The sequence below is a fragment of the Virgisporangium ochraceum genome (assembly GCF_016863655.1).
GTDB classification, from domain to species: domain Bacteria; phylum Actinomycetota; class Actinomycetes; order Mycobacteriales; family Micromonosporaceae; genus Virgisporangium; species Virgisporangium ochraceum.
Genome location: NZ_BOPH01000103.1, coordinates 1 through 15,226, shown reverse-complemented (window position 1 = coordinate 15,226; position 15,226 = coordinate 1). Strand labels below are relative to the sequence as shown.

General features: G+C 74.5%; 17 protein-coding genes. 7 read left to right on the top strand and 10 right to left on the bottom strand.

Features of this window, described 5'->3' with window-relative positions; genetic code table 11:
• The 4 genes from Voc01_RS55110 to Voc01_RS37905 form a co-directional block, all read left to right on the top strand.
• On the top strand, positions 1-102 hold a 102-nt coding region (locus tag Voc01_RS55110; protein ID WP_507772766.1), incomplete at its 5' end, for a non-reducing end alpha-L-arabinofuranosidase family hydrolase.
• Positions 103-187: 85 nt separating this feature from the next.
• On the top strand, positions 188-1,579 hold the full coding sequence (locus Voc01_RS37915; protein WP_203932512.1) for a DUF6745 domain-containing protein: 1,392 nt from the start codon (positions 188-190) through the stop codon (positions 1,577-1,579).
• Between the two features lie 20 nt (positions 1,580-1,599).
• On the top strand, positions 1,600-2,052 hold the full coding sequence (locus tag Voc01_RS37910; RefSeq protein WP_203932511.1) for a DUF8820 family protein: 453 nt from the start codon (positions 1,600-1,602) through the stop codon (positions 2,050-2,052).
• A 106-nt stretch (positions 2,053-2,158) separates the two neighbouring features.
• On the top strand, positions 2,159-3,091 hold the full coding sequence (locus Voc01_RS37905; RefSeq protein ID WP_203932510.1) for a DUF5996 family protein: 933 nt from the start codon (positions 2,159-2,161) through the stop codon (positions 3,089-3,091).
• Positions 3,092-3,120: 29 nt separating this feature from the next.
• On the opposite strand, the gene Voc01_RS37900 is transcribed toward Voc01_RS37905, so the two are convergent.
• The gene (locus Voc01_RS37900; RefSeq protein WP_203932509.1) at positions 3,121-3,417 is read right to left on the bottom strand and encodes a hypothetical protein; all 297 of its coding nucleotides are present in this window, start codon (positions 3,415-3,417) and stop codon (positions 3,121-3,123) included.
• Between the two features lie 39 nt (positions 3,418-3,456).
• Positions 3,457-4,119, bottom strand: coding sequence for a DUF998 domain-containing protein (locus tag Voc01_RS37895; protein WP_203932508.1), 663 nt, complete (start codon positions 4,117-4,119; stop codon positions 3,457-3,459).
• 51 nt (positions 4,120-4,170) lie between these two features.
• Here Voc01_RS37895 and Voc01_RS37890 point away from each other — a divergent pair, with 51 nt between their 5' ends.
• Positions 4,171-4,764 (top strand): PadR family transcriptional regulator, encoded by a 594-nt coding sequence (locus Voc01_RS37890; protein ID WP_239160791.1) that lies wholly within the window; start codon positions 4,171-4,173, stop codon positions 4,762-4,764.
• 19 nt (positions 4,765-4,783) lie between these two features.
• Positions 4,784-5,842, top strand: coding sequence for a PIN domain-containing protein (locus tag Voc01_RS37885; protein WP_203932507.1), 1,059 nt, complete (start codon positions 4,784-4,786; stop codon positions 5,840-5,842).
• Between the two features lie 12 nt (positions 5,843-5,854).
• Here the strand turns inward: Voc01_RS37885 and Voc01_RS37880 are convergent, their stop codons facing one another.
• From Voc01_RS37880 to Voc01_RS37860, 5 genes are all read right to left on the bottom strand, one after another.
• Positions 5,855-7,216, bottom strand: a complete 1,362-nt coding sequence (locus Voc01_RS37880; protein WP_239160790.1) for an MFS transporter — start codon at positions 7,214-7,216, stop codon at positions 5,855-5,857.
• A gap of 59 nt (positions 7,217-7,275) precedes the next feature.
• The gene (locus Voc01_RS37875) at positions 7,276-7,488 is read right to left on the bottom strand and encodes a dodecin (RefSeq protein ID WP_203932506.1); all 213 of its coding nucleotides are present in this window, start codon (positions 7,486-7,488) and stop codon (positions 7,276-7,278) included.
• A gap of 118 nt (positions 7,489-7,606) precedes the next feature.
• The gene (locus Voc01_RS37870) at positions 7,607-8,443 is read right to left on the bottom strand and encodes a class II glutamine amidotransferase (protein WP_203932505.1); all 837 of its coding nucleotides are present in this window, start codon (positions 8,441-8,443) and stop codon (positions 7,607-7,609) included.
• A 199-nt stretch (positions 8,444-8,642) separates the two neighbouring features.
• Positions 8,643-10,223, bottom strand: a complete 1,581-nt coding sequence (locus Voc01_RS37865) for an MFS transporter (protein ID WP_203932504.1) — start codon at positions 10,221-10,223, stop codon at positions 8,643-8,645.
• A gap of 56 nt (positions 10,224-10,279) precedes the next feature.
• Positions 10,280-13,057 (bottom strand): ATP-binding protein, encoded by a 2,778-nt coding sequence (locus tag Voc01_RS37860; RefSeq protein WP_203932503.1) that lies wholly within the window; start codon positions 13,055-13,057, stop codon positions 10,280-10,282.
• A 103-nt stretch (positions 13,058-13,160) separates the two neighbouring features.
• On the opposite strand from Voc01_RS37860, the gene Voc01_RS37855 reads away from it, so the two are divergent.
• Positions 13,161-13,973 carry a methyltransferase domain-containing protein gene (locus Voc01_RS37855; RefSeq protein WP_203932502.1) on the top strand — a complete coding sequence of 271 codons (813 nt, stop codon included), beginning with the start codon at positions 13,161-13,163 and terminating at the stop codon, positions 13,971-13,973.
• On the opposite strand, the gene Voc01_RS37850 is transcribed toward Voc01_RS37855, so the two are convergent.
• From Voc01_RS37850 to Voc01_RS37840, 3 genes are all read right to left on the bottom strand, one after another.
• A complete protein-coding gene (locus Voc01_RS37850; RefSeq protein ID WP_203932501.1) occupies positions 13,970-14,566 on the bottom strand; it encodes a hypothetical protein in 597 nt (198 codons plus the stop codon). The two genes, Voc01_RS37855 and Voc01_RS37850, sit on opposite strands and share 4 nt — an antisense overlap.
• A gap of 74 nt (positions 14,567-14,640) precedes the next feature.
• The gene (locus tag Voc01_RS37845) at positions 14,641-14,781 is read right to left on the bottom strand and encodes a hypothetical protein (protein ID WP_203932500.1); all 141 of its coding nucleotides are present in this window, start codon (positions 14,779-14,781) and stop codon (positions 14,641-14,643) included.
• A gap of 110 nt (positions 14,782-14,891) precedes the next feature.
• A complete protein-coding gene (locus tag Voc01_RS37840; RefSeq protein ID WP_203932499.1) occupies positions 14,892-15,197 on the bottom strand; it encodes a VOC family protein in 306 nt (101 codons plus the stop codon).
• Positions 15,198-15,226: the final 29 nt, after the last annotated feature.

Below are 15,226 nucleotides of genomic sequence, written 5' to 3'. Positions count from 1 at the left end.
CCGTGCAACCTCCAACTGCTGTACCAGGGCCGCTCCCCCAGCTCCGGTGGTGACTACGGCCTGCTGCCCTACCGGCCCGGCCTGCTCACCCTGCGGCGCTGACCGCGCACCGTGACCCCGTGGACGCGGGCCCGGCACCGGGCCCGCGTCCGCTCGCTTCAGGCGCAGTGTTGACGGAACGCCTACCGTGACAGTCATCGACTTCGTTGCGCAGTGCCGGCGGCGGTTCCTCACGTGTGGGCCGCTGCCGGACCGGGACCGGGCCGCGATCGTCGGGCAGCTGCACCGGGCGTATCTCGCGGCCGGTCTGGCGTGGCCGGGGCGGGTGTGGTGGGTCCCCTCGCCGCTCGTCGGCGACCTGGCCGCGCGGACCGCGGCCGCGACCCTCCTGCGTGAGCGGCAGCGGCGGACCACTGCGCCGGCCGGCCGCGGCCGACGCGCGGCCGTCGCGGTGGGCGCCGTCGTCCGGGAGGTCTACAACGTCGGCGTCGCCGTGGTCATCAGCGCGGTCTGCGGCGCTGGCGGCGCGGCACTGCTCGCGGTGGTCGTCGAGGACCGGCAGCGGGTGGGCTTCGTCGTCTTCTGCGCGGTGCTCGCCGGGCTCCTCGGCGGCGCGTCCACGCTCACGCGGTCCGATCGGAGCCAGCGCGCGGACGCGGCCGTGCGCGCGACGCACGACCGCGCCGTGACCGACCTCGACGCGACCGGCCGCCGCGTCCTGGCCGCCCTCCTCGACGTCGGAGTACCGCCGCCGACCGACTCCACTGTGGACCGACAGGTCGAACTCGCGTGCGGACCGGTCCGGACCGCTGTCGACGCCGGACTGCGGTCGATGGCCACGGTCGCCTCGCAGAACCGCCGGCGCCGCGCCACCGACCTCGTCCGGCGCATCATCGACGCTCCGGAGCCGGTGACCGTCGCCTCGGCGCGCGTCACCGCCGCCCTGACCCGGCTGGCCACCGGCTCGGCGGCCGCGTGGAGGTGGCGGCACCGGACGGTGGCCGTCGCCGACCTCGACGCGGTCGCCACGCTCGCCGGCGCCGGCCACGTCTGGTGGTGGGCCCACCCGGAGTTCGTGGTCGTCAGCGAGCCCCCGGTGGAGCTGCACGTCGAGTACGCCGGCGGAAGCTACCGTCCACATCGGACAGACGGCCCCGCGGTGCGCTGGCGCGACGGTCTGCGGCTGTACTTCTGGCACGGAACCCGGGTGCCGGCCGGCCTGATCGAACGCGGCTGGACCGTCGACGAGATCCACCGGCACCACAACAGCGAGGTCCGCCGCGCCGCGATCGAACGCATGGGCTGGCTCACCTACATCGACCGGGCGGGGCTGCGCCTGGTCGCGTCGGCCCCCGACCCCGGCAACCACCCGCACGAACTGCGGCTGTACGAGGACCCGCGACGCCGCCTCGGCCCGACCCGCGTGCTCGTCATGACCAATGGCAGCCCCGACGGCACCGACCGTCCAACGGTGTACGCCGAGACCGTGCCCGGCCACCTCGACGACCCGGTCGAGGCCGCCGCCTGGCAGTACGACTGTCCCGTCGACGTCTACCGCACCCTGCAACGCCGAACCTGACCCCCGGAAGGGAGACCGTCATGCACACCTACGCGTCCGCTCTCGCCCTGTCCGCCGTCGCGGTGCCCGCCCACCTGGACGCCGACATCGCGGTGCCGCTGCTGTCCGGCCCCCAGGCGCAGGGCGACCTGCTGGTCGTACCGGTGCCGGCCGGGTCGCTGCCCGCGTCGGGCCTGGAGCCGGTCGCGGCCACAGGGGTCGCGGTGGTGCACGGCGAGGCCACCGGCAACACCCACTGGCTGCACGCCGGCTTCGACTCCCCCGACGTGCGCTGGCGCGGCGACGTCGACGGCGTGCGGCTCGGGTACCTCCTGGTGCCCGGTGGGCAGAGCGCCCTGCTCGTCCACACCGGCGAGCACGGCGCCAACGGCATCGCGGCGGGAACGTACGCCATCCACCGCAAGCGCGAGCAGGCAGTCCTGGTCGACCACGCGCCCTTCACGATCGTGGCTCCCCGCCTCCACGAGGACTGAGCGTCCCGTCACCGCGGTGGAGTCCCGGGTGAAGGGTGTCGGAAAGGCCGCACATCACCGGGAGCGTGTGACAAGGTCGTCGCACCGCACCGCAAGGAGTGACTGCATGGACCTGTTCCCTCCGATGCCGCTCGCCGCCTGGCAGGACACGAAAACCACGCTGCACCGCTTCGCCCAGGTGGTCGGCAAGATACGCCTGGCCGCCAGCCCCCGCCGCAACCACTGGTGGAACGTGCCGTTCCATCTGACCGGCCGCGGCATCACCAGCCGCCCGATGGGCCCGGCCGACCTCGACACCATCTTCACCATCGACTTCGACTTCGTCGACCACCAGCTGCTGGTCACGACCGTCGAGGGCACGGCCGTGTCGTTCCCCCTCTACGGCCGCTCCGTCGCCGCGTTCTACCGCGACACCATGAACGCGCTGCGCTCGCTCGGCATCCGGGTCGGTATCGACCGGCCGGTGCCCTTCGACCTGCCGGACGTCGACCGGCCGTTCAGCGACGACACCGAGCACGCCACCTACGACCCGGTCTGGGCCAACCGCTACTGGCAGGTCCTCAGCCAGGTGAACGTGGTTCTGGAGGAGTTCGCGGCCCGGTACTCCGGCAAGGTCAGCCCGGTCCACCACTTCTGGCACACGTTCGACATCGCCCACACCCGCTTCTCGGAGCGTCAGGTCGTCCAGCCACGGGAGGTCGACCCGGTGACGCGTGAGGCGTACTCGCGGGAGGTGATCAGCTTCGGCTTCTGGTTCGGCGACGACGCCTTCGCCGACCCGGCGTTCTACTCCTACACCGCCCCCGAGCCGGCCGGGCTGGCGGACCAGCCGTTGGAACCCGGTGCAGCGCAATGGGTGCCGCGCAACGCCAGTCACCTTGCCGTGCTGCGCTACGACGACGCGCGGACCGCGACCGACCCGCGCGCCACCGTGCTCGCCTTCTACGAGAGCGCCTACCAGGCCGGTGCCCGCCTCGCCGGTTGGGACGCGGCCGGCCTGACCTGCCCGGGCGGGGTGACGGACCCGCACCTGGAGTGAGGCGGGCGTCGTCACCGGTGGTGGTGCCGTCAGGGCGGATCGGCTGGCACGTACGTCAGCACGTGGTGCGCCACCTCTGTCGCGCCCGTGACGACGCGGGGATGGGTGGCGCCCTCGACGTGCATCGAGAACGCGATCGCGTCGAGCAGTCGCGCCACGCCGAACATGGCGGACTCGCCGGGCGGTTGGGACCGGTAGACGCCCGCCCTGATGCCCAGGCGCAGCCGCTGGGCGGCCTCGACCAGCAGGGCGGGGTCACCGTGCAGTCCCCACGACCGCGTCATCACCTGGCCCGGGGCGCGCGACCCGATGGTCCTCGCGGCCACCGGGTCGGACAAGGGTGCGCCGGTGTCGGACCTCGGCAGTCAGCGGTGCCGGAACGCCATCCAGCCCATCGCGACGAACCAGGCGAAGACCTCGACCGCGCCGGCGCGCTGCACGAGACCCGCGACGCCGTGCTCCGCCCCGTCGGCGGTGGGCTGGAACGTCATGAAGAACGCGACGAACAGTGCGAGCGAGACCGGCGCCGCGACGAACAGCCCGGTGCCGAGGCGCTCCCAGCCCGGCACGCGACGGAAGTGACGGCCGGCCAGCAGGAAGCTCACGGCCGGCGTACCGAGGGCCAGCATGAAACCGAGCGAGTGCGGCATCATCGCCTCCAGCGTGAAGATGCCGCACATCGCCTGCCCCACGCCGGTGAGCGCGAGCAGAGCCGTGGTGACGCGCCCGCCTGACGTGACCCGCATGACGCCGACGACGCCGACGACGAGCAGCAGTCCACAGAGGACGAACGCGGTGTTCATGTACGGGGCGGTGTCGCCCATGCCCAGCCCGCTGATCGGCTGGCTGACCGGCGAGTAGTCGCGGAACGTGTGTCCGAAGAGCGTGTAGCCGTCGCTGACGGCTCCGAGTACGAGCCAGGACACGGTGAACAGGACCGGACCGACGACCGCGCCGAGCGCGAGGAGGTGGGGCAGACCGGGCTTCGAGGTGGGCCGGGACACGGGTGCCGCCTGCGTGAACGTCATACTATGAATATACACATTATGACTAACCTTCGGTCAACGTAAAATCTGCGGGTGCCCGAACCACGCCGCTCCGTCCTCGCACTGGCCGTGCTGTCGATGCTCACCGAGGAGCCGATGCACGCCTACCGGATGCAGCAGCTGATCAGGGAGCGCCGCAAGGACGACATCGTCAACGTCAGCCAGCGCAACAGCGTGTACCAGACGATCCAGCGCCTGGTCCGCGACGGACTCGCCGAGGTCACCTCGACCGGGCGCGCCGACAACCGTCCCGAACGCATCACCTACCGCATCACCGACGCGGGCCGGGCGACGCTGCGGGACTGGCTGCACGCCATGCTGTCGACGCCGGCACGCGAGTACACCGAGTTCCCGGCGGCGCTGTCCTTCCTGCCCAACCTCGCGCCCGACGACGCGCTCCGCGCGCTGACCGCCCGCGTCGAGCGGCTCGAGGGGCAACTGGCCGCCCTCGACGCCGAGATCGCCGAGGTCGGCGCCTTCCTCCCCCGGCTGTTCGCCATCGAGTCGGAGTACCAGCAGCGGGTGGTCACCGCCGAGCTGACCTACGTGCGCAGCCTGGTCGAGGACCTGCGCACGCACAAGATCGACTGGCCGTTCGTCGACGGCGCTCCCGTGTGGTCCGGCTGAGGCGGCGTACGCTGCGCCTGTGGATCAGGAAGACCGGATCGCGCTGTTCCTCGACTACGAGAACCTCGCCCTCGGCGCACGCGACAACCTCGGCGGCATGACGTTCGACTTCCGGCCGATCGCCGACGCCCTCGCCGAGCGCGGCCGGGTCGTGGTGCGGCGGGCCTACGCCGACTGGTCCTACTTCGACGAGGACCGGCGCATGCTCACCCGCTCCCACGTCGAACTGATCGAGATGCCGCAGCGCATGGGCGCCTCACGCAAGAACGCGGCCGACATCAAGATGGCCGTCGACGCCATGGAGCTGGCCTTCGAACGCGACTACATCTCGACGTTCGTGCTGTGCACCGGCGACAGCGACTTCACGCCCCTGGTCCACAAGCTGCGCGGCCTCAACAAGCGCGTCATCGGCGTCGGTGTCGAGAAGTCCACCTCGGCCCTGCTGCCGCCGGCCTGCGACGAGTTCCTGTACTACGACCGGCTCGAAGGCGTCGAGGTGCCGGCGGCACGCACCCGCGGCGGCGGCCGCGCCGCGCGTCCCGCCGAAGCGGACCAGCGACGGGCGGAACCGGCGCCGGCGGACCCGCCCCCGGCGGAACCCGGCCGCGACGACGACGAGTTGGCGGTGCTCGTCGCACAGACCGTCGCCGGCCTGCAGGGCAGCTCCGGAGGCGAGGTCACGGCGTCGACGTTGAAGCGGACGCTGCTGCGCAAGGACCCGACGTTCAGCGAGTCCGACTACGGGTTCCGCGCCTTCGGCGAACTGCTGCGCCACCTGGCCGACCGCAACGTGATCGAGCTGGGCGACGGCCGCGCCAAGGGCGACCCCGAGGTCGCCCTCCCCGAGCACGGCGACGAGGAGGACGCGTTCGCGCTGTTGCGCTCCGTCGTGCAGGACGTGGGTGGCGCGGTCGCGTTGTCCGGCCTGAAGAACCAGGTCCGCCGGATCCGGCCGGACTTCAGCGAGAAGAAGCTCGGCTACCGCACGTTCCTCCAGTTCTGCAAGGCCGCCGCCACCACCGGCGCGGTGCAGTTGAGCTGGAACCCCGACGCCGACGACTACCTGCTCACCGCGTAGCGGAGACCGCGTTCAGCCGACCGGGGCGGGCACCCGGGCGTCGGTCGCGACCGGGACCGCCGTCCGCCGCGCGACGAAGACGCCGGCGACGGCCAGCACGAACGCCAGGCCGTACCCGGTCAGGTAGGCGGCCGGCGGAGACGTGGCGACGAGCGCGGCGAACAGGGTGCCGCTCACCGCCAGGACGGTCGTCGAGTGCAGCGAGTCGGACAGCTGCAGCGACGAGCTGCTCCGCCCCTCGGTCCCGGCGGGTGCGAGCCGGAGCGTGAGCGCGGACATCGTCGGATACGACACGCCCATGCCCAGTCCACCCAGGAGCCAGCCGCCGACGACCACGGCGACCGGCACCGCGGGCGCGACCACGGCGGCGGCCGACGCCACCCCGACCGCGATCAGCGCCAACCCGGCGGTCAGCCGCGCGCTCGGGGCGAACCGCTGACCCAGGCGCGACTGGTACCAGGAGCCCACCGACCAGGCCAGCCCGCCCACGGTGAGCGTGAGGCCCGCCGCCCACGGCGAGAACCCGCGCTCGCGGGTCAGCATCAGCGGGATGAACACGTCGGCCTGGATGAACGCGGCACCGGCGAACCCGCGCAGCAGCGCCACGCTCGGCAGCCCGCGGCGCACGGCGAACGTACCCGCCGGCAGCAGCCTCGGCGTCGCGAGCACCAGCCCGGCGAGGCCGGCGCCGATCAGCACCACCGCGTCGACGCCGCCGCGCTGGCCACCGAGGTGCAGCAGCCCGACACCGACCGCCGCGGCGACCGCCCACCGGACCACGGACAGGTCGGCGGCGCCGCGCGGGGTCGGCGGCAGGCCGCGCAGTCCCGGAAGGATCAACAGCACCGAGGGGACCGCGAGCAGCACCACGCCGAGGAACACCCACCGCCAGTGCAGGTGCTCCACGACGAGCCCGGCGACCGACGGACCCGCGATCGACGGCAGCACCCAGGCGCCGGCGAACGCGGCGAACACCCGCGGATGCAGCTCCGCCGGGTACGCCCGCCCGACCACCACGTAGAGCGCGACGACCACGAGCCCGCCGCCGAAGCCCTGCACGACCCGTCCACCGACGAGCACCCACATGTCCGGCGCGGTGCCGGCGATCGCCAGTCCCACGACGAACAACCCGACACCGGCCCAGGTCGGCCCGGCCGGTCCGCGCGCGTCACCCCACGCCCCGGCCACGACCATGCCGACGACCGACGCGGCGAGCGCCCCACCGAACGCCAGCGCGTACAGCGCCAGGCCGTCGAGGGCGCGGGCCACGGTTGGCATGGCCGTGGTGACGGCCACCGCCTCGAAGGCGACGAGCGTGACGAGCGTGATCATGCCGACGGTGAGCGCCCGGTACGGCGCGGACAACGAACTCACCGGCCGATCGTCCGACCTCAACCGCGGTTGAGGTCAACGCGATGTGACGGGGCCGACCGTCACTCGTCCTCGAGCCGGAACCCGACCTTCAGCGTCACCTGGACGTGGGCCACCTGACCCTCGGCGAGGTGCCCGCGGATGTTCACGACCTCGAACCAGTCGAGGTTGCGCAGCGTGCGCGACGCGCGGGAGACGGCGTTGCGGATGGCCTGGTCGACACCGTCGGGCGAGGAGCCGACGATCTCGGTGACGCGGTAGACGTGATCGCTCATGAGAACCTCCCACAGTGCTGCCGACGACCTTCGAAGCCGACCGTAGCGGGTCGGGCGCCCCCAGGTCGGCGGCAGCGCCGGATAGGTCAGCTCAGGGCCCGCCGCGGGACCTGAGCGGTCAGCGCTCCAGCGGCCGGAACGGGCCCAGCCGGTCGCCGCCCTTGACGACGATCCCCCAGCTGGACTCCGGAACCGGCTGCCACGCGCCGGGCAGCTCGCCCAGCGGCTCGGACACCACGATGCGTGTCTCGTCCGAGAGGCGGTGCAGGTTCTCGTTGTCCGGGTACAGCTCACGCAGCGCCGACACCGCGGTGTTGACGAACAGCGACCGGCTCTCGCGCTGGCTGGAGTACCGGAACGCCCACAACCGCTCGCCGTCGGTGGTCGCGACGGTCATCTGCAGCGGGTCGGGCACGCCGTGCCGGCGGGCCACCGACTCGACGAACCCGGCCATCCGCTCCACCGCCCGGACGGGGTCGTCCTCGAGCCCGAACGTGAGCGCGAGGTGGAACATCACCTCGGAGTCCGTCGAACCGGCGATCGACGGGTAGAAGGCCGGGTCGACGGCCAGGACGAGGTCGCGCTTGAGCCGGGCGAACTCGCGGATGGAGCCGTTGTGCTGCCACAGCCACCGGCCGAACCGGAACGGGTGGCAGTTCGTCTGCTGCACCGCCGTACCGGTGCTCGCCCGGATGTGCGCGAGGAACAGCGACGACGAGATCGACCGGCCGAGCTCGCGCAGGTTGACGTCGCCCCACGCCGGTCCCACGCCCCGGAACAGCGTCGGCTCCGGCGGCCCGTCGACGCCGTACCAGCCGACGCCGACGCCGTCACCGTTGGTGGTCTCGACGCCCATCCGGGAGTGCATGCTCTGGTCGATCAGCGAGTACCGCGGCTTGTACAGCAGCTCCTCGATCAGGATCGGTGATCCCGAGTACGCCAGCCAACGGCACATGACGCGTCCCCTCCGACAGGTCGGGCCGGGACCGGGGTCTCGATCACCCGTCGCGGACCAACCCCCTGGACCGCTTCCCTCCGGCTCCCGGACCGACCGTCCCAGTCTCGGCAGCCGCGGACCCGGCGGCCTCCTCCCGGGCGGATGAGCGCGCCACCGGCGCGGGTCGGGCCTCCGCGGTGCCGGTGCGGCGCCAGCGTCAGGGCGGCAGCAGGTGGGTCGCGGTGACGGGCGGGTCGGAGAAGCGCATCGCGTTCTCCTCGACCTGCCGGTCGAGCTCGGTCAGGCGGCCCTCGTGCTGACGCAGGTGCTCCTGCCACGAGCCGACCCGGAACTGCTCGACGAACCGGTCGGGGTACTCGGCGTCGCGGTAGAGCTCCCAGCGGATGGCGCCCGTGCGCAGCCGCGACCGGCGGAGGTGGCGCATCGCCGCCAGCCAGTCCGCCTCGTCGTCGGGGGCGATCGTGTACCGCACGGTGACCATCACCGGGCCGGCGTCGGGGTCCGGGTCGCCGCTGACCCGTGCCTCCGCCCAGTAGACGACGGGGTCCGGGGCGTGCTCACCCGCGTCCGCCACCTTCCACACCAGCCCCGCGACCACCGCGACCACCGACAGCACGGCACAGATGACGTAGGTCGCCGTGAGCCCCCACCACCCGGCGACGAGGCCCCACAGCAACGCGCCGAGGGCCTGGCACCCGGTGAAGACCATCGTGTAGACGGCCATGCCGCGGCCCATCACCCACGCCGGCAGGAACAGGCGCAGCTCGGCGATGAGGGTCGAGATCGTGGCCGTCCACGAGACACCGGCCGCGACCCCGACGACGACCGCCGCGGCGAAGCTCGGCACCGTCACCAGCAGCACCAGCGCCAGCGCCATGACCGCGCCGGAGACGGTGAGCGTCCTGGTGGTCGACAGGAACCGGCGGACCCGTCCCAGCACCAGCGCGCCGGTGATGGCACCGACGCCGAGGGCGGCGAACAGCAGCCCGTACCCGTCGGCGCCGACGCCGAACCGGCGGGCCGCGAGCGGCAGCAGCGCCCACAACGCGGCGGCGGGGAACAGGTACGCGGCCAGCCGCACGAGAATCCGCCGGGAGTCGGCGTCGTGCCACACGTAGCGGCCGCCGGCGCGCAGCGCCGACCAGAACCGTTCCCGGCCGCCCGGCGTCAGCGTCGGTTCGCGGCGCCACAGCAGCAGCGCGACGGCCATCGGCACGGCCGCGAGCGCGTTGAGCCCGAACACCGCCGACACCCCGACGTTGGCGATGATCACCCCGGCGAGGGCCGGCCCGGCGGCCCGGGACAGGTTGATCGCCACCATCTCCAGCTGGGCGGCGGCCCGGACCTGCGCCCGCGGCACCAGTTCCGACGTGCTCGCCTGCCAGGTCGGGATCTGCACCGCGCCACCGACGCCGAGCAGGAACGTGAACCCGAGCAGCAGCCAGGGCGTCATCCGGTCGGTGACGGTGGCGACCCACAGCAGCACCGCGAGAACGGTCAGGTAGCCCTGGACGACCAGGAGCAGCCAGCGCCGGTCGAACACGTCGGCCAGCACCCCCGCCGGCAGGGCGAGCAGCATCATCGGCAACGTCGTCGCGACCTGCACCAGCGCCACGACCGCCGCCGCGTTCGGGGTCTCGACGAGCAGCCACTGCGCGCCCAGCGTCTGCATCCAGACGCCGAGCGTCGAGAAGAACACCCCGACCCAGAGCCCCGCGAACACGCGGTGCCGCAGCGGCGCCCACGGCGACGACGCCGGCGTTCGGGGGGCGGCCATGCAGCACATCCTGCCTGTTCACCCCGGGGCGGGCACGAATGGCGCGCGAAACCGGCCTAACCCAGGTGGCCCGCCAGCTCGGAGCGGGAGTGGATGCCGAGCTTCTGGTAGGCGTGCGCGAGGTGCGTCTCGACGGTGCGCCGGCTCAGCGTGAGGTGCTGGGCGATCTGCCGGTTCGTGTAGCCGCCTGCGGCGAGCGTGGCCACCTGCTGCTCGGCGCCGGTCAGCGCGTCCGGCCCGCGCAGGGCCGCCCGCCGCGGCCGGGCGCCGGCGGCGCGCAACTCGGCCAGGGCGTTCGCCGACAGCCGCGCCGCGCCACCGGCGTCGGCGAGGGCCAGCGCCGACCGCAGCGGGTCGCGGGCCCCGGCGCGGTGGCCGGCGCGGCGCAGCGCGCGGCCGAGGTCGTGCAGCGCGTGGACGTGCGCCAGCACGGCCGGGGTGCCGGCGGTCACGCGGACGGCCCGGTCGAGGAGGTCGATCCGTCGGTCGCGGTCGGCCCTGGCGGCGGCCCGCAGCGCCGTGCCCAGCGGGCCCGGGACGCCGGCCGTCGTCGCCGCCCGCAGGTGCTCCCGCGCGGCGGCGACAGCCTCCGCCCGCCGGCCGAGGGCGAGCAGCGGCTCGATCGAGTCGGCGCGCCACGTCACCAGCGCCGGGTGGCGTACGTCGAGCGCGGCCCACCGCGCCGCCGCGTCGTCGAGGTCGGCCAGTGCCTCGGCCGGGCGGCCCTGCGCCGACCGCAGCCTCGCCCGGCTCTGCAGGATCATCGGCGCGGTGAGCGCGTGGTCGGGTGGGCTGCCGACGCCGGCCGACGCGAGCGCGTCGTCGGCGTCGTCGAGGCGGTCGGCCTCGACCAGCGCGTCGACCAGCGGGCACAGGGCCCACAGGGTCGCCGCGAGCGGGGTGGCCGTCGCCAGCTTGAACTCCAGCGCCGCCCGCGCGTCGGCGGCCGCGTCGGTCACCGCGCCGGCGGGCAGTTCCGCGAGCGCGCGCATGAACCGGCCGTGCGCCAGGGTGCTGGGCCAGCCGCGGGCCGACGCGTCGGCGACCACCGCGTCGCTCGCGGCGCGGGCCGCCACGAGCTCGCCGTTGGCGACGAGCGCGATGCCGGCGACGGTCGGCAGCAGCGAGTCGGTCTCGGCGGCCAGCACGCCCGGCTCCAGCACCGGCCCGAGCAGGTCGAGGCATTCCCGGGCCGGCCGACCGGCGAACGTCGCCTCGATGGCCGCGTTCACCCGCCACAGCGGCAGGGCCGGCTCCTCCGCCCGGGCGCGGCGCACCGCGTCGTGGGCCAGCGGCTTCGTGCGGCTGTCGGTCCACACGGCCGCCGCCAGCTCCGCGTCCACCCGGGCGAGGGTCTGCTCCGGGACGCCGACAGGCCGGCCCAGCACCAGCCGGTGCAGCCGGACGACCGCGTCGCTCTCACCGGCCACCGCCAGCGCGCGGGCGGTGCGCAGCGCGGCGTCGGCCCGGGCGACCGGGTCGCCGATCCGCGCCACCACGTCGTGGGCCAGCTCGGCCGCGCCGGTCTGCCGGCCGGCGGCGAGGGCCAGCGCGAGCTCCAGCCGCACCGCGGCCACGGTCGACGGCTCGTCGGGCGGTTCGGCGAGCGCGCGGCGCAGGAACGTCGCGGCGGTCTCCGGGGCGCCGCGGGCGCTGGCCCGGCCGGCGGCCTGCCGCAGGAGGTCGACGGCCCGCGGGTCGCCGGTCGGGTCGGCCCGGAGCAGGTGCGCCGCGGCGCGCTCCGGGTCGCCGGCCGGCTCCGTGGCGAGGACCCGGGCCGCGCGGGCGTGCCACAGCGCGCGGGTTCCCGGTCCCGTGCCGTCGTACAGCGCCGCCGCCACGATCGGGTGGGCCAGCGCGAGACCCGGGCCGGTGACCAGGCCGGCGGCGCGCAGCGCGTCGGTGCCGGCGGCGGTGGCCGGCGCGTCGAGACCGGTGAGCGCGCCGACCTGCCGCGGGGTGGCGGCCGGCCCGAGCACCGCCATCGCGTGGGCCACCTCGCGGGTGCCGGCGGGCAGCCGGCGCAGCTGCGCCTCGACCCAGCGCGCCACCTGCCGCGGCCCGACCCTGCCCAGGGCCGCGGGGGCGTCGCCGTCCGTGCCGTCGCAGCCCTCGGCGCGCAGGTGGTTCAGCAGGGCCGCGAGCAGGAACGGGTTGCCGCCGGTCACCGCGTGGCAGGCCCGCGCGAACGCCGGTCCGGCCGCCGGTAGCTCCGTGCGGACCAGCTCCGCCGCGGACGCGGCCGGGAGCGGGTCGAGGCGCATCGGGGCACCGGCGGCGTCGAGCTCGCCGAGCAGGTCCTCGTCGGCGACGGGCTCACCGGACCGCACGGCGGCGACCACCGCGAGCGGCAGCTCGTCGACGCGGCGGGCCAGCCCGACCAGCCACCGCAGCGAGGGCGCGTCGGCCCAGTGCACGTCGTCGACGCACACCAGCGCCGGCCGGCGCGCGGCGAGGTTGGCCACGAGCCGGAACAGCCCGTGCGTCGCGGCGTACATGGCGTCGGTGCCGTTGGCCGGTGCGGGCGTGCCGGCGGTGAGCACCCGGTCGGCGAGCCGTGCCGGGCCGCGGCACAGCGCGTCCCAACCGGGCTCCTCCTGGACGGGCGCGAAGGCCTGGCGGACGATCCCGAACGGGTAGTCGCGCTCGATCGGGCTGCCGCGCGCCCGCAGGACGGCCATCCCGTCGGCGCGGGCGAGTGCGGCCGCGGCGCCGAGCAGTGTCGTCTTGCCGATACCCGCCGGTCCCTCGAGGACCAGCAGCCGGCCCGAACCGGCGCGTGCGGCAGCGAGGTGGCTGGTGACGGCCGCCAGTTCGGTGTCGCGCCCGATCATCGCTGCTCCCGGCGGGAAAACCTCAGTATGCGCTCCACGATGGGCGATGCCGCCCGCCCGGACCAGCATGGCGACACATTCCCGTCGATGGAGAGAGGCGACCATGGGCACCTACGTGATGGGGCGCACGCCCCAGGAGTACGAACGGCTGCGCCAGCAGGCGCGGATCTGGGAACCGGCCACGGCGGCCCTGCTCGACCGGGTCGGGCTCGCGCCCGGCGCGCGGTGCCTCGACGTCGGCTGCGGGCCGGGCGAGACCATGCGGCTGATGGCCGACCGGGTCGGCGCGAGCGGCCGCGTGGTCGGCCTGGACACCGACGCCGACCTCGGCCGGGCGGCGCTGGAGTCGTTGCCGGCCGACCGGTGCTCGTTCGACTTCGTCGAGGCCGATGTCGAGAAGGACCCGGACCTGCCCGAGGGTGGCTTCGACCTCGTGTTCGGGCGGCTGGTCCTGCTGCACCTCGCCGACCCGGTCGCGGCGCTGCGCCGGATGTGGCGCTGGACCGCGCCGGGCGGCCACCTCGTGGTCCAGGACTACGACCTGCGCGGCGTCGACTCATACCCGCCGCTGCCCGTCGTGGACGAGTGGCGGCGCGTGTTCCTCGGCACCTACGCGGCCGCCGGCCGCGACGTGCGGCTGGGCCACCGGCTGCCGACCCTGTTCGCCGGGGCGGGGATCGGCACCCCCGACGGAACCGACGTCGTCGGTCGGCTCGACCCGCTGGCCGCCGCGGGCGGCATGCTGGCCGGCACGTACCGGAGCGTGTCGCCGCTGGCCGTGACGCTGGGCGTGGTCACCACCGACCAGCGCGACGCCTGGCTGGCCGACATCGCCCGGGCCACCACCGAACACGGCGACCACAGCGTGATGTGGCCGCTGCTGGTCGGCGCCCACAAGCGCCGCGCCGACGCCTAGACCCGCAGGTCGCGACGGATGGCGTCGAGGTAGGTGATCCCGTGGTCGCGCAGGACCCGGCCCGCGGTGTTGTCCCGGTCGACCGGTGGCGGCAGCGCCGCCCCGGCACGGTCGAGCTGCTCGTGCAGTTCCAGGATGCTCAGCAGCACCTCGACGGTCCCCGTGCCGGCGCGGGAGACGTCGGACGGTAGGACACCGGCGGCCTTCAGGGCCTCCGGGGCCCACGGCGGCAAGCCGTCCCCGGCGCGGTACCGGCGCGACTGCCGGTCGAGGTGCGCCGGTACCCACAGGTGGGCGGCGACCGTCGACGCGGCGCTGCCCGGCGCGGCGAACACCGCCGCGAGCAGGTGACCGACGCCCGCGGGCACCCCGTCGCGGCGGCTGGCCTCGTGGACGGCCTCGTACACCGCGTGACGCACCAGCGGGGAGAACCTCACGTCACCGCCACCCCCGTCGAAGGCAGCCTCCCGGAGCGCGCCCTCCGCGAACAGCTCCACCTGCCGGTCGAACGCGGGGAACAGCTGCGCCCGCGCGGCCGGCGGGTCGCCGTCGACCGGTTCCGGCCGCAGGCGCCAGCGCCGTGACCCCGGCATGCGTGCGGTGGCCCGCCACACCGGACCGCGGTGCGCGAACGGCTCGACGGTCCGGTGTGGTGGGGCCGGTCATTTCAGGACCTGAGTGCATCCGCCGCCGCGGGGCCGAGGAACGGGGCCAGCGCGACGTACGTCAGCGACGGCAGCAGGTCCGGCAACCGGTCGTGGCCGCCGGCGGCGATGTGGCGGTGGATCGTCGCGTAGATGCCGCCCACGACCGAGTAGACGACCTCGTCGCGGTCGACCCGGTGCTGCGGGCGTGGGGCGGGCCGGCAACACCCTGCACGACGTGTCGGCCCGGGGCGACACCGGCCGGCATCTGACGTCAGAGCCGGTGGCAGACCGCCTCCAGGTTGATGCCGTGGGGGTCCAGCACGAAGGCGCCGTAGTAGTCGTCGTGGTACTCGGGGTGGACGGCGGGCTCCCGCAACGGGGTGGCGCCGCCCGCGAGGGCGGCGCGGTAGAACGTCTCCACGTCCTCACGCGTGTCGACGGTGAAGGCCAGGTGCTCGAGCATCTTCGCGATGCCGATGGCGGCCAGCACGGGCTCGTAGAACGCCACGGCGGCGGCGAGGTCGGGCACGGCGACGTTGAGGTGGTCGATTCGGGATCCGGAGCGGTCGACTGTCATGATCCCAGCGTTCCCGGTACAGCGGACAG